At 31.8% G+C, this 14339-nt stretch carries 16 protein-coding genes; 1 reads left to right on the top strand and 15 read right to left on the bottom strand.

What is annotated here, in order from left to right; genetic code table 11:
* Positions 1-71: 71 nt before the first annotated feature.
* Positions 72-1256, top strand: a complete 1185-nt coding sequence (locus tag AC5SL3_RS04845; RefSeq protein ID WP_006997938.1) for an ABC transporter substrate-binding protein — start codon at positions 72-74, stop codon at positions 1254-1256.
* Positions 1257-1312: 56 nt separating this feature from the next.
* Here the strand turns inward: AC5SL3_RS04845 and AC5SL3_RS04850 are convergent, their stop codons facing one another.
* From AC5SL3_RS04850 to AC5SL3_RS04920, 15 genes are all read right to left on the bottom strand, one after another.
* Positions 1313-2074 (bottom strand): sulfite exporter TauE/SafE family protein, encoded by a 762-nt coding sequence (locus AC5SL3_RS04850; RefSeq protein WP_494577707.1) that lies wholly within the window; start codon positions 2072-2074, stop codon positions 1313-1315.
* 1 nt (position 2075) lies between these two features.
* Positions 2076-3239 (bottom strand): MFS transporter, encoded by a 1164-nt coding sequence (locus AC5SL3_RS04855; protein ID WP_494577709.1) that lies wholly within the window; start codon positions 3237-3239, stop codon positions 2076-2078.
* A gap of 75 nt (positions 3240-3314) precedes the next feature.
* Positions 3315-4646 carry a branched-chain amino acid ABC transporter permease gene (locus tag AC5SL3_RS04860; protein WP_494577711.1) on the bottom strand — a complete coding sequence of 444 codons (1332 nt, stop codon included), beginning with the start codon at positions 4644-4646 and terminating at the stop codon, positions 3315-3317.
* A 35-nt stretch (positions 4647-4681) separates the two neighbouring features.
* A complete protein-coding gene (locus AC5SL3_RS04865; RefSeq protein WP_020169633.1) occupies positions 4682-5692 on the bottom strand; it encodes a branched-chain amino acid ABC transporter permease in 1011 nt (336 codons plus the stop codon).
* 1 nt (position 5693) lies between these two features.
* On the bottom strand, positions 5694-6401 hold the full coding sequence (locus AC5SL3_RS04870) for an ABC transporter ATP-binding protein (RefSeq protein ID WP_494577712.1): 708 nt from the start codon (positions 6399-6401) through the stop codon (positions 5694-5696).
* The gene (locus AC5SL3_RS04875) at positions 6401-7195 is read right to left on the bottom strand and encodes an ABC transporter ATP-binding protein (protein ID WP_494577713.1); all 795 of its coding nucleotides are present in this window, start codon (positions 7193-7195) and stop codon (positions 6401-6403) included. Before AC5SL3_RS04875 ends, AC5SL3_RS04870 begins: the two co-directional genes overlap by 1 nt.
* Before the next feature lie 5 nt (positions 7196-7200).
* A complete protein-coding gene (locus AC5SL3_RS04880) occupies positions 7201-7968 on the bottom strand; it encodes a pyrroline-5-carboxylate reductase (protein ID WP_494577714.1) in 768 nt (255 codons plus the stop codon).
* A gap of 91 nt (positions 7969-8059) precedes the next feature.
* Positions 8060-8713: a hypothetical protein gene (locus AC5SL3_RS04885; RefSeq protein ID WP_494577715.1), complete on the bottom strand. Its 654-nt coding sequence runs from the start codon at positions 8711-8713 to the stop codon at positions 8060-8062.
* A gap of 227 nt (positions 8714-8940) precedes the next feature.
* Entirely contained in the window at positions 8941-9849 is a 909-nt protein-coding gene (glaH, locus tag AC5SL3_RS04890) for a glutarate dioxygenase GlaH (RefSeq protein WP_494577717.1), read from the bottom strand.
* Positions 9849-10172 (bottom strand): AzlD domain-containing protein, encoded by a 324-nt coding sequence (locus AC5SL3_RS04895; RefSeq protein ID WP_494577719.1) that lies wholly within the window; start codon positions 10170-10172, stop codon positions 9849-9851. Before AC5SL3_RS04895 ends, glaH begins: the two co-directional genes overlap by 1 nt.
* Complete coding sequence (locus AC5SL3_RS04900; protein WP_494577721.1) at positions 10162-10866, bottom strand: AzlC family ABC transporter permease; 705 nt, start codon at positions 10864-10866, stop codon at positions 10162-10164. Before AC5SL3_RS04900 ends, AC5SL3_RS04895 begins: the two co-directional genes overlap by 11 nt.
* Positions 10866-11651, bottom strand: a complete 786-nt coding sequence (locus AC5SL3_RS04905) for an ABC transporter ATP-binding protein (RefSeq protein ID WP_011282334.1) — start codon at positions 11649-11651, stop codon at positions 10866-10868. The genes AC5SL3_RS04900 and AC5SL3_RS04905 overlap by 1 nt, the downstream gene beginning before the upstream one ends.
* Positions 11651-12391, bottom strand: a complete 741-nt coding sequence (locus AC5SL3_RS04910; RefSeq protein WP_271766664.1) for an ABC transporter ATP-binding protein — start codon at positions 12389-12391, stop codon at positions 11651-11653. The genes AC5SL3_RS04905 and AC5SL3_RS04910 overlap by 1 nt, the downstream gene beginning before the upstream one ends.
* Positions 12391-13443, bottom strand: a complete 1053-nt coding sequence (locus AC5SL3_RS04915; protein ID WP_020169638.1) for a branched-chain amino acid ABC transporter permease — start codon at positions 13441-13443, stop codon at positions 12391-12393. Before AC5SL3_RS04915 ends, AC5SL3_RS04910 begins: the two co-directional genes overlap by 1 nt.
* A complete protein-coding gene (locus AC5SL3_RS04920) occupies positions 13443-14336 on the bottom strand; it encodes a branched-chain amino acid ABC transporter permease (protein WP_027307112.1) in 894 nt (297 codons plus the stop codon). Before AC5SL3_RS04920 ends, AC5SL3_RS04915 begins: the two co-directional genes overlap by 1 nt.
* Between the last annotated feature and the right edge of the window lie 3 nt (positions 14337-14339).

Raw genomic sequence — 14339 nt, forward strand, 5'->3', positions numbered from 1 at the left:
TCTATTGAAAATTAATTTAAATAGTCTTTAATTTGATTTTTATAAATTGTTAACAATCAAAGAGGAAAATAATGAAAAAACTATTTATTGCTGCTTTTATATTCGTTTCTACTTTTACAACGAATACATTCGCAGAAGTTAAAATGGGGATCATTTTAGGATTTACTGGACCTATTGAATCTCTAACACCAGCTATGGCTGCATCTGCAGAGCTTGCATTTAAAGAAGCTTCTGACTCAGGTTCGCTATTAGGTGGAGAAACTATTTCAGTAGTAAGAGCAGATTCAACTTGTGTTGATTCAGCAGCAGCAACAGCAGCAGCAGAAGGTGTTATTGCACAAGGTGTTGCAGCAATTATGGGTGCTGACTGTTCAGGTGTGACTGGTGCTATCGCATCTAATGTTGCTGTACCAAATGGTGTAGTAATGATTTCACCTTCAGCAACTTCTCCAGGACTTACAGCTTTAGATGATAAAGGCTTCTTTTTTAGAACAGCCCCATCAGATGCTAGAGGTGGTCAGATTTTAGCTGATATTACTAAAGACAGAAAAATCAAAAGTGTAGCAATTACTTACACTAACAATGACTATGGAAAAGGTTTGGCTGATGTTTATGAAGCAGCTGTAAAAGCTCATGGTATTAAAGTAACAACTGTATCTGCACACGAAGATGGTAAAGCAGATTACTCATCTGAAGTAGCAACTTTAGCTTCAGCAGGTGGTGATGCCGTAGCTGTAATTGGTTACCTAGACCAAGGTGGAAAAGGAATTATTCAAGGTTCTTTAGACTCTGGCGCATTTGATAAATTTATTTTATCTGATGGTATGATCGGTGACTCGTTAACTGAAGCTTTTGGAAAAGATTTAAATAAATCTTTTGGTTCAATACCTGGTTCAATGAATAAAAAAACAGCAGGTACTTTTGCCTCTGTTGCTAAAGCAGCAGGAATTGATTCTTCTGGACCATACACTGGTGAATCTTATGATGCAGCAGCTTTGATCGTTCTTGCGATGCAAGCAGGTGGATCAGCAGATAGAGCTTCTATTGCAAAAAATGTAATGGATGTTGCTAATGCTCCTGGTACTAAGATTTACCCAGGTGAACTTAAAAAAGGTTTAGACTTACTAGCTAAAGGTAAAAAAGTTGACTACGAAGGTGCAACTGGTGTTACTTTTACTAACGTAGGTGAAGCCGAAGGTTCTTTCCTAGAAAAAGAAATCAAAGGTGGAAAATTCAAAAATAAAAAACAAAGATAATTAAAATCTTAATTTTAAAACCCTCAGCAGTGAAAATTGCTGGGGGTTTTTTTTATTTAAAAATTACTAATAATCCTAAAAAAACCAAATATCGAAATTAATATAAGAAAATAAAAAACAACTTTTCTATAAGTTTCCTCTTTGCTTTTAACGAAAAATTTATCACCAATATAAACACCTATTGGCAAAATAATAATCAATGGAATAGTTCTATAAATAGTTGTCAGGTCTACAATTCCTGCAAAAAAACTAAGAGTAAATGCATAAATATCTGTTAAAAAGAATAAGGCTGCTAATGAACCTCTAATTACTGCTGGTTGAATACTTGTAACTAATAAAAAAAGTGCCACAGGCATTCCACCTAATGTGGTTAATCCATTTAATGTTCCAGAGACTATTCCAGTAATAAGCTTTCCATAATTATTATTAATTTTTTTATTCTCATATCCTTTCATTAATAAAAATGAAAAAAATATAATTAATGCGCAAACTGACAGGTGCGTTGTATCTGGAGATAAATATTTTAATAAATAAAGCCCAATAGGTGACCCAATGAGTATTCCTATCAATAATTTTAAAACAAAATTCCAGTCTATTTTGTTCCATATATATGGAACCATAAAAATACTAATAATAACCTCAAGTATTAGAATAATTGGGACTATCTCTATTGCTGGAAGAATAAAAGAAAAGCTAGAAATACATGTTGCAGAAAAGCCAAAGCCATTAAAACCTCTTATAATAGATGCAATAAATACGGTAAATATTACAAAATAGATTTCAATTAAACTCAGTTGAAGATTAGATAAAAAATCCACTCTATTTTCTTTCTTTAAAGTCTGCTCTTAATGTTGATAAAACAATTATTACTAAAAATATTACACAAACTAAATTCATTGTTTTCCAACTTGTTAAGGTTAAAAAAACTCCAGCCGATAAGCTTGCTACTGCCTGAATAGAATAAACAATTAAATCATTAAAGCCTTGTGCCTTAAATTTTTCATCCTCTCTATAAGATAAAACTAGTAAACTTGTTCCAGATATAAATAAAAAGTTCCAACCAAATCCTAAAAATATTAATGCAATTAAATAATTAATAAAATTTTGCTCAAATAAACTAGTCAAAATTGTTATTAAAAATAAAAAGACACCAGCATACATTATTTTACTATGTCCAAATTTTTTTATCAAATTACCTGTTATCAATGAAGGTAAAAACATAGCTGCAATATGAAGTTGAATTACAAAACCAGTTTTAGTTAAACTTATTTTTTCCATTACATGCATACTTATTGGTGTGGCTGTCATTAAAAATGACATCACCGCATAAGCAAATGCCGAAGCCACTAATGCCTGTAAAAATCTTGGTTGAGAAATTAACTCCAAATAACTACGTTTAATTTTCTTGTTAACATGATTGGGTTTATGTCCATCTTCATAAAATAATAGAAAAATTGTTGAAGTAAGAGTTAAAGCAGCAAGCGCAATATAAGATCCGGCATATAAATGTTCGACTATAAAACCTTTTGTTATATTAGCAACATTTGGTCCTATAAACGCTGAACCTATTCCTGCTAATAATATTATTGAAATAGCTTTTGGTGCCATATCTTTTTTAACAGTCTCAACTGCTGCAAAACGATATTGATGACTAAAGGCTACTCCTGCACCAAGTAAAAAACATGAAAAATTAAAAAGGATAAAACTTTCAATAATTATTGAGTAAGCAGCTAGAACAGATGATAAGGAACTCACTACAGAAGCAAACATAAAGCCTGCTCTTCTACCAATTATACTCATAACCTTTGCTGCAAAGATTGCAAAAATTGCAATACCAACAATTGATAAAGCCATCGGTAAAGTTGCTAAAGATTTTACTGGACTAAATTGAGAGCCAATTATTCCACTTAAGAAAACTGTTACAGGTGCTGCTGTAAAAGCAAAAATTTGGCTTAAAATCAGCAACCATAAATTTTTATTCATTAAAAAAAATATTTATCACCAATGTACATAGCCCAAGCTATTGCAGCTCCGAGTATAATATATTTCATAATATCTTTATTTTATTTCGATTTTTTCAGGAAGTATACCTTTAGGTCTATACCTCATGATCAGCAGAAGCCCCATCCCCATCATTAAATATCTAAAGTATGGAACGCTTTCAGTTAAATGAATTTTTAATGAATGTGTATCTGCTAAACCTGCTGTAAATAGATTAATTAAGAATAATGCAATTGGCGCCGCCTCGATCCATAAAAACCAGACTGCAAAACCTCCTAAAATTGCTCCAAAATTATTCCCACTTCCTCCAACAATAACCATAACCCAGATTAAAAAAGTATACCTCATAGGCTGGTAACTACCTGGAGTAAATAAACCATCTTGAGTAACTAACATAGCGCCAGCAATTCCAACTATAGCTGAGCCTAAAATAAAGATTAATAAATGTTGCTTGACGACATTTTTTCCCATTGCATTAGCAGCTTCTTCATTGTCTCTTATCGCACGCATCATTCTTCCCCATGGAGAGTAAAGGGCTTTTTGAGTTACTATTAACAGGACTATAACAACAATTAAAAATAAACCTGAATAACAAAGTTTTACAAAAACTGATGATCCCTCAATTACTAATTGGTTAAGAGCAGCTTGTTTATCGGTAATACTAGAGATTAAATCTAATTTCCCAGAATTAAATTTTGCAACTAAATTTATAAACCATTCTTTAGTTTGGAGCTCAATTTCATAAGGTACTGGTCGATCCAGTCCAATTACATTTTTAACACCTCTTGTTAACCAATCTTCATGCTTGATTATGGCTATAACTATTTCTGATATTAATAGTGTGGCAATAGCTAAATAGTCTGCACGTAAACCTAACGCAACTTTACCAACTATAAATGCTAGACCTGCCGCAAAAAATGCACCTACGATCCAAGAAAACATAATTGGCAATCCTAATCCACCAAGAAACCCTGTTGTTGCAGGATTAACATTTTCAATAGCCTCAATACTTGTCTCTGATGTAACTCTTATAATAATAATTCCAGCAATAATAATTGTAGCAATACCATAAGTTCTAATTTTAGATTTTTCAAAATTTTTTAATACAAAACGTATTGCAAGGACCATTGCAACTATTAACCATAAAGACATTAGAATACTAAAACCTCCCGCAACCCATGCTTCTTGTACAGGCTCAACAGAAATTAAAACTGCAGCTAATCCACCTAATGCTGCATAACCCATTAGACCAAAATTGATTAACCCTGCATACCCCCATTGAATATTTGCACCCATTGTCATTACTGCAGAAATTAAACACATGTTAAAAATTGATAGAGCTACATTCCAAGATTGAAATATTCCAACTAAAATAATAAGCCCCAACATAATTGCGTAAGCTATAATTACATTTAAGTGCTTTCTCACAGTACCTTACCTTTGAATATTCCATTAGGTCTATAAAGTAAGACAATCACCAGTATAGAAAATGAGACAGCAAATTTATAATCTGTTGATAATAACTGAACTAAGGTTTCTGGCTCCATGCTTGCTGGCAAAATATACATAAAGAATTTTTTATAAGCATAAGTTAGGAATATTTCAGAAAATGCTATGACATATCCTCCTAAAAATGCTCCAAACGGGTTTCCAATACCTCCAACAATTGCTGCAGCAAAAATTGGCAGCATGTTATTAAAGTAGGTAAATGGCTTAAAACTTTTGTCTAATCCATATAAAGCCCCTCCAATTGTCGCTAAAATACCTGCAATGATCCAAGTAATCATAACTACTCTTTTAGGATCAATTCCTGACAATAAAGCTAAATCCTCATTATCAGAATAAGCACGCATGCTTTTTCCTGTTTTAGTTTTGTTTAAAAACCAAAATAAAATAGAAACCAATACAATTGTCACAAATATAGTTAATACCTGACTAGATTTAATTGCTAAACCTTCATTAAGTCCTGTCATTTCTTTAAACTCACCTGCTTTTATAATAAATTTTTCCCCATCAAAAAATCTCTGATCTGATGGACCAATTATTATTCTAACCACAGCTTGAGTTACAAACATCACACCAATACTAACCATTGCAAGTTGAACAGGAGGACTTTTACTTACTCTATAATATCTAAAAACAAATTTATCAACTAAGAGCATGTATCCAATTGTTAAAACAATTGCAAAAGGGATGGCAAGTAATGCTGTTGGTAAAACTCCTAATGAAATTCCAAGTGATTGAAAATACCAAGTGAATAATATGGTGACCATCGTACCAAAAGCCATCATGTCTCCAGTTGCAAAATTAGCAAACCTTAAAATTCCATAAATTAAAGTTACAAATATTGCACCTAGTGCTAACTGAGAGCCATACGTAAGTGCTGGCATAAAAATATAATTTAATAATAATATAATTGCGTTTAAAAATTCCATACTATCCACCTAAAAAAGAACTTCTTACTCTTGGGTCATTTAATAATTCTTGACCTGTTCCTGAATATTTATTTTCACCTGTAACTAACACATATCCTCGATCAGAAATATTAAGAGCTTGTTTAGCATTTTGCTCAACCATTAAAATTGCCACATTAGTTCTTTTCACTTTGATGATATGATCAAATAATTCATCCATTACTATTGGAGAAACTCCAGCAGTAGGCTCATCTAACATTAACACAGATGGTTTTATCATTAATGCCCTTCCAAGAGCTACTTGTTGTCTTTGACCTCCAGATAATTCACCAACTAATTGATTTCTTTTTTCTTTAAGTATTGGAAATAGTTCATAAATTTCTTCTATAATATTTTGATAATTGTCATCTCTTAAATAAGCACCCATCTCTAAATTTTCTTCAACGCTCATTCCAGAAAATACATTTTTTGTTTGTGGTACAAATGAAATACCTTCTCTCACCCTATCTTGTGGTGAAAGTTTTGAAATATCTTTACCATCAATTATAACTGAGCCTGATTTTAGATTTAAAAGTCCTAGCATTGCTTTCATAGCCGTTGATTTGCCAGCTCCATTAGGTCCAAGAATTGAAACTATTTCACCTTTGTTTACATTAACTGAACAAGAGTTGATGATATCGGGTCCAGTACCATAGCCACCCGTCATTTTTAAACCTTCAAAAAAAGCCATTAGTTCTCATCCTTTAATTTTGATCCTCTACCTAAATAGCTTTCTATAACTTTTTCATCTTTCTTGGCTTCTTCAGCAGTTCCTTCAAATAAAACTGAACCTTCTGCCATAACAATAACAGGGTTACATAATCTACTTATAAATTCCATATCATGCTCAATCATACAGAATGTATAACCTTCTTCCTTATTTAGCTTAAGAATTGCAGTCCCTAGATCTTTAAGGAGTGTTCTATTAACCCCAGCTCCTACTTCATCAAGCAATACTAGTTTTGCATCAACCATCATGGTTCTTCCAAGTTCTAATAATTTTTTTTGGCCACCTGATAAGTTACCAGCTAATTCATTTGATAAATGCGTCAGATTTAAAAAATCAACTACGTCTTGAGCTTTTTGTTTAACTTTAAGTTCTTCAGTTCTAACTAAACTTGGTTTCAGTAAGGCTGTCATTAAATTTTCACCTGACTGATTCGCAGGAACCATCATTAAATTTTCAAGCACTGAAAGATTTGTGAACTCATGTGCTATTTGAAAAGTTCTTAAAATTCCTTTAGAAAATAATTCATATGAAGGGACATCGGTCACGTCTTCATTATTAAATAATACTTTTCCTTGTGAAGATTTTAAATTGCCAGCAATTAAATTAAATAAGGTAGTTTTACCCGAGCCGTTAGGTCCTATGATACCTGTAATAGATCCTTTTTTAATCTTTAAAGAACAATCTGAAACTGCTGCCAACCCTCCAAAATATTTAGATAGATTTTCAATTTGTAAAATATTCTGTTCTTGATCCATGAAATTTATTTATTTAATCTTTTGTGTATACTGTTGAGTGTCTTTTCTAAAGATTTGTAAAAACCTGCTTTTGTTAACTCTTTAACTCCTTGCTCATTCAATCCTTTTGGTGTTTGAGATTCTTTCACTAAATATTTTAAATCTTTTTTAGAGTTTGCAACCGCATCTTCTGATAATGCTAAAAATAAAGATGTTATATATTTTTGAGCATTATCTCGTTTAACTCCTCTTTTCACTAACCAGTCTGTCATTACTCTTAGTAATTCATAAAAGGGTGCCATCATTCCAGAAGTTGACCAAAAATTTATTGAAGATTTTTCATTTTTAATTTCAATTGTTGTGCCAATTTTATTGAAAAAATTTTTTACTTTTTTATTGGGTGGACAAATGGGAACAGGTCCTTTTTTTAAAGATATGGGCGGTAATGGTATGGCTCTAACTATTTTTGCTTTTACTTTAATTGCTTTTTTTAATTCTGATAAAGTGATTGTTGATATAAAACTAATGATTGTTTGAGTAGGTCTAAAATTAAGATCTTTAATAATTCTCTCTCCTACTGTTGGAGTAATGGATAAAAAAACCCAATCACAATTGTCCACTATTTTTTGATTATCTTTTGTAATTACTACTTTTTTGAATTTTTTCTGAAGCTGATTTGCTATTTTTTTATTTCGAGCAGATATATGAATTTTAGTGAATGATATTTTTGAACTACAAATACCATTAATTACTGATGATGCTATTTTTCCACTTCCAATAAAACCTAATTTCATTTTGTAAATATAGCAGTAATTTTTTATATAACGTGCAAAAAAAAAGCCCCATTAATGGGGCTTTATAATTTTATTTTTTATTCGTAAATAATTAAAATGCTTTACCAATAGAAATTTTTAACGCCATTGTGTCTACATCAGCATCAACTTTGTTTGTTGTTCCAGTAACTGCATCAGCAACGCCTGAAGTCAATGTAATTGTGTCATAAGCTGTGTACTCTGCAGATGCTCTAAAGAAAACTCCAGTATCACGAACCTTGTGAATACCAACTCCAATAAGTTTGCCGTCTACTGATTTATTTCCGTAAGTTGATCCAGTATTTAACGTTTCTTTTGTTACAACATCAGTTTGAGTTATTCCTGCTTTTAAGAATAATCCATTATCAAATGTTTTAATCGCATACAAAGAAGTAAGACCATCAATTTCAGCTGATGCTTTGTTACCACCACTTGTTTCCGCATCATCATCTGATCTTGATCCAGTTCCAATATCTGCTGACCCAGGAACATGCTCTATACCCAATCCAAATCCATTGTCTCCTGCTAATTCCAAAAAGATTGATGGGATAACAGTAGTATCATCAACAGTTTTTGAGGCTTTTTTGCCTGAGTCTTTCAATGTTTCAGTACCATCACCCTCAACATTTGTAAGACCAGCTGCTAGTCCAATTCTTTTTTCAACTGCATTAACATTTGCAAATGCTAAAAGCATAATGCTTGTTGCAATAATCGTAAATTTTTTCATTTTATTTCCTTCTTTTAATTTTAATATTAGCTAATAAGACTGTACATATACAATAATTCTATTTAATTAGGAATTTTTTTTATAAATAAAAAAAAAATTAATATTATGTTGTATTTTTACAACAAAAAACTCTTATAAATTAAGCCTTATTAATAAATAAAATTAATTTGAATAGATAAAGTTAATATTCAATCATTAATTGAACAAATTACATGCAATTTTCAATTTTAACTGAAAAAAGAGCCCCTGATTCTTAATAACTCTCTACTTAGTTCTTTGTTTTCCTTAAAAGGTTTTCTTCCATGTAGCCAAAAATAATTATTAGCCACAATGGTTGATCCCGGTGCTAATTTAGTGATTACCTTATTCTTACTCTCCTCTAAAGCGTCTGATAATTTTTGTAAAAAAATTCCTTGATCCATATTTTTTGGTTCAGGAAATTGATCAATATAAGAAATATTTGGCTTACCGTTATCATCTGTTGTGAAAACTGGATGTTCAACTTTATATTCTATATTTTTACTTTTAGGAGATCCCCATACAAAGTTTTGTTGTCCAATGGGGTCATTAAATAAATCCTCGCAATGTTCCCAGTCATCAAGATGCAACATTGCTGTTTCTCCTCCTTGGACATTTTGTTCTTCAATTTTAGTCATCAAAAGCCAATCTGTGATCTCTTTAACATATGTCCCATCTGTATGGAGATCCATATTTGTGTAAGCTTTTCTTAAGTACGAGTCACTTTTATCTTCATGCTTTACAAAAAATCTTGCATAATATTTTCCAGCCATGGCATCATAGTTTGGATTGCCAATTAAATAGGCAATTGCCGTTGATAGCTTTACTAAAAAGATATCATTAATTTTTGCACTTACATTTTTTGGTCCAATTATAAAACAACCTGTTTCTCTATCTCTTATTATTGAATTAAGTAGTTTACTTAATTTATTAGAAGTTAAATCATCTAAACTTTTAGCAATAGTAAATCGAGTAAATGGTTTGTACTCTAAAGCAGTAATATCAAACTTATTGAATGGAAATATTAATTTATCTAAAATTTCATCTTCAATTCTAATATCAATTATTCTTTTTGAATTTTGATGTTCGGTTATTGATATTCCAGAGATATTTTCCATTAGAGATAATTACCCAGTAGTGCCATCATAATAGCAGAAATAACAGTTGGATAAACAAAATTTTTTTTTGAAATAAAAAATATGAATAAACAAAATAAAACTACAGCAACTCTACTTAAATAACTAGCATCAGACAAAACGCCTACTGGAAAAATAATTGTTCTTGCTATTAATGCGGCTAGAGTTGAATAAGCAAGACAATTAAACCATTTAAATAATTTTGAAGTTTCTTTTATTCCTTGTGAAGAAATTGCACCTAAAAACCTTGAAGAGAAAGTTGCAAGGGACGTGACTAAGATTGCAAGAAATACACTAGTTGACATTTAGCTCTCCTATAAAATAAGCAATTGTTCCACCAACAAGTCCTCCCAATAAAATTGACCACTCGGGAGATAGAAAATAAAAAATTGGTCCTAATATCAGACCTAAAATTACTGCAACTGTAATTTGAATAGTTTTCATTGCCCCAACCATCATGCATAAAAAATAAATTGGGTTTAAAATTGCTAAGCCCATCATCATATTCTTATCCAAATAATCAGATGCATAAAATCCTATAAAAGTTCCTATTACTGCTGTAGTCCACGTAGCACAACCAATTCCAATCCAAAAATCAATTCTATGTTTTTTTTCAATACTTTTGTAATTACTTTTCATAATTAGCCATGCAGATACTGCTATAAAATGACATGAAAAGTAATATTTCCATTTTGGTTGGCTTTTGTGCATCATTAATGGAAATAAAGAAACAGCCATTGGATAAAGACGAGCATTAACAAACCAAACAGCTAAAAAAATATTTAATAATGAAGCTCCAACTAATAACGACTCTGCCATAACTAATGATCCAGGCAAAGCATAAGTAAGCATCGTTGAAAAAATACTTTCTTGAATATTAAATCCTAAATTTTTAAGAAGTGCCCCAATTGCTATAAAACAGCATCCAAGTGCAAGGGCTGGGCTATCTGGAGCTAAAATAGATTTGAAACCTTTAAAGAAAAATTCTTTATTAATCATTAACCACCAAGGAATAATCTACCAACGTCAGGATTTTTTAATAAATCGTCCCCTTTGCCAGCAATAGCAGTTTGTCCTGATACTAAAACATAACCTATATCAGCAAACTCTAATCCTTTTTTAGCATTTTGTTCCACTAGGATAATAGTTTTCTTTTCTGTTTGTTGAAGGTCTCTTAATATTTCAAAAACCATATCTATATATCTCGGTTCTAAACCAATTGAAGGTTCATCAACAAGTAATACAGAAGGTTTCATAACTAGTGCTCTAGAAATTTCTAATAGTCTTCTTTCACCACCAGATAAAACTTTTGCTGGTTGGTTTCTTCTGTTTCTTAATCTTTCATATTTTTCAAAAATTCTTTCAGCTTCTTGATAAGATTCGTCTGTGTTTTCTTTAGTATAACCACCCATTAGTAAATTTTCTTCAACCGTCATATCTGGAAAGACTGAATTATCTTGTAAGATATATGCTATTCCACACGACTTAAGTTTTTCTGCTGGGGTTAGATGCGTAATTTCTTTACCATCAATTTCTATTTGCCCTGAAAAGATATTTGTAAATCCATAAATAGAGTGAAGAATTGTAGATTTTCCAGCACCATTTGGACCAATTAAACATAGAGATTGAGCTTTACTTACACACAAATCAAAATCATGTAGAATTTCCATCTTACCATAACCAGCAGATAAATTTTTAATCGTTACATGGTTATTGTCTGGAGATAGTTTTTTTAATTCTTCAGGTCCTGGTGCTTTTCCTAATACATCATATTGATTTGACATTATTGTGCTCCCAAGTAAGCGTCTAGCACACGCTTATCATTTTTAATTTCATCTGGAGTTCCGTTTGCCAACATTTGACCATGTGCTAAACAAAAAACTCTTTGTGCTAAATTCATAACTACTTTCATATTATGCTCTATAACTAACAGGGTAATCCCATAATCTTTATTAACACTAATTAAACGATCAATAATTCCATTAATTAATGTTGGATTAATTCCAGCTGTTGGCTCATCTAACAAGAGCATTTTGGGCTCATTCATTAATGCCATTGCTAGTTCTAATAATTTTTGCTGACCAAAAGAAAGATCTCCTGCTCTAAGTTTTCTTTTTTGATGAAGTCCTACAAACTTTAATAATGTTTCTGCTTTATCAGTTAAACCTGAAGGTATTTTTTGGAAAACTGTTAAAATTCCATCATTTTCAGGTTTGTGGCTGATTAGCATATTTTGAATACAGTTTAATTTTCCATAAATTCGGGTTTGTTGAAAAGTTCTAAGTAATCCAAGTTTAGCAATAACAGGTACTGGTAACTCAGAGACTTCTCTGTTGTTAAATTTAATTGAACCCCCATCAATTGGATAAGTTCCAACTATTGAGTTAAATAAAGTAGTTTTTCCAGAACCATTTGGCCCAATTAATCCAACTATTGAACCTTGCTCAACTGACATAGAGATATCTACGTTGGCTTTAACACCGCCAAAAGATTTACTTACATTTGATATATCTAATATAGCCATTATTTTAATTCTACCTGTGCTTTTCGGTCAGCTTCATCAATTACTTCTCCAAATCTTTCAGGATATTTCTCTCTTAACCATCCCATTAAACCTTCAGGAAAATAAACAACGATTACAATAATTAAAACTCCAAGAGCTACATACTGCCATCCTAAAAAGTAAGTCCAAAATCCTTCTTTAAATAAATGAAATAAAACAGCACCAACTAGTGGTCCCCATAAAGTTCCTTTACCACCAAGAATTGCCATTAACACCATAAACACTCCAAATGTAGGTCCAGCAAATGCAATTTCATTAGGTTCAATGTAACCATTAATATGACCCATTAGTCCTCCTGCAATTCCAACAAAGAACGCTGATACCATCCAACCTATAATTTTATACCTCATAGTGTGAATGCCCATTGCTTCAGCTTTATCTTCGTTATCTCTTATTGCATTTAAAACTAATCCAAATCTTGTACTGTAGGCCCACTTTAAAGTAATAAAAGTTATAACTGCTAAACCAAAACTTAAATAGTACATAAACTGTGATGATGATGCGTTAGATCCTAAATCTTTTGGCCAAACAGGAACCGTCATACCTTGTCCTGCTCCAATAATTTCAATTCCACCTGCAATTTCGCCAGCAGCAATTCCTAAAGCTAAAGTACAAATTGCAAAGTAATGCCCTCTTAAACCTAAAATTCCATAACCAATTACTCCTGCAATTATTGTTGGAATAATTCCTGCTAACAATATTCCAACTCCAAACCCTTGAAAAAATTGTGGAACTGTATGAACAAAAGTTTTTTCTCCACCAGCATCCGTCCACTCAGCTAATGAAAAAAACATTGCTATTTGTGTACTTGAAGCAACATACATTCCAACTCCAAAAAATAAAATATTTCCAAATGTATTGTATCCCATTTGCCCACCTTGAACGTCCCAAGTCATCGCAAGAACGATTAAAATATAAAGAAACGACATCTGAAGTTTGTAAGCAGGAAATATAAACGCACCAGCTAAGCCAAAAATTATTAGACCCGCGTATAAAAGAGTATTTTTATTCATTATTTTAGATATTCTCTTTTTCTTGATAATTTAAATCTTCTGTAAACAAGAATTAATACGAGTAACGAGAATACAGCTGCTATTCTAAATTCTGTTCCAAGCAGATAATCTGCCCATTCTTCAAATATACCAAGACCCATACCAGATATTGCAACAGCTGGTAAATTTCCAAGTCCAGCAATGATTACAATCATGAATGATCTTACCGTGTAAGGCAATCCTGTGTATGGATGAAGTGTAAATGTGATCGCAACACAAGCTCCTGCTATTCCACATAGTGCTGCATTTATTCCAAATGTTGCAGCATAAACTTTTTCTGTATCTACACCTAAAATTTTAGCAGCTCTTGCATTTTGTGCGGTTGCTCTAATTGCTCTACCTAATTTTGATTTTCTCATATAAATCACCAAAATAAATGCAGATATGACACAAACAGCTCCTGAAAATAACTTAGCATTAGGAATTGTAACCATATCGTTAAATAACATTGTTGTTCCAAAATCTGATTGAGCAACAACTACGTCTGCACCAAATGCAAAATTCATTAACTGTTGTGCTAAAATACTAATTCCAAAAGTTGCAAGAATTGATGTAAATAAATCTTTATCTACCACTTTATTAATAACCAGCTTGTACATTCCCCATCCAACACAATACATTACAATTGGAGATACAATTATACCAAAGGCTGGATGAATTCCTGAGAGATACATAAAGTAAGCAATGTAACCACCCATAATTACTAATTCTCCTTGAGCAATGTTTATTATATTCATTACTCCCCACTGCAGAGCCATTCCATAAGCAATTAATGCAAATAAAATACCTAGAAGTATTCCATCCATTGAGGCTTGGACCATTAGTATTGGTGCTTGAAAAATTAGAAAATCCATAAA

It is taken from the genome of Candidatus Pelagibacter sp. PS_34 (genome assembly GCF_059417845.1).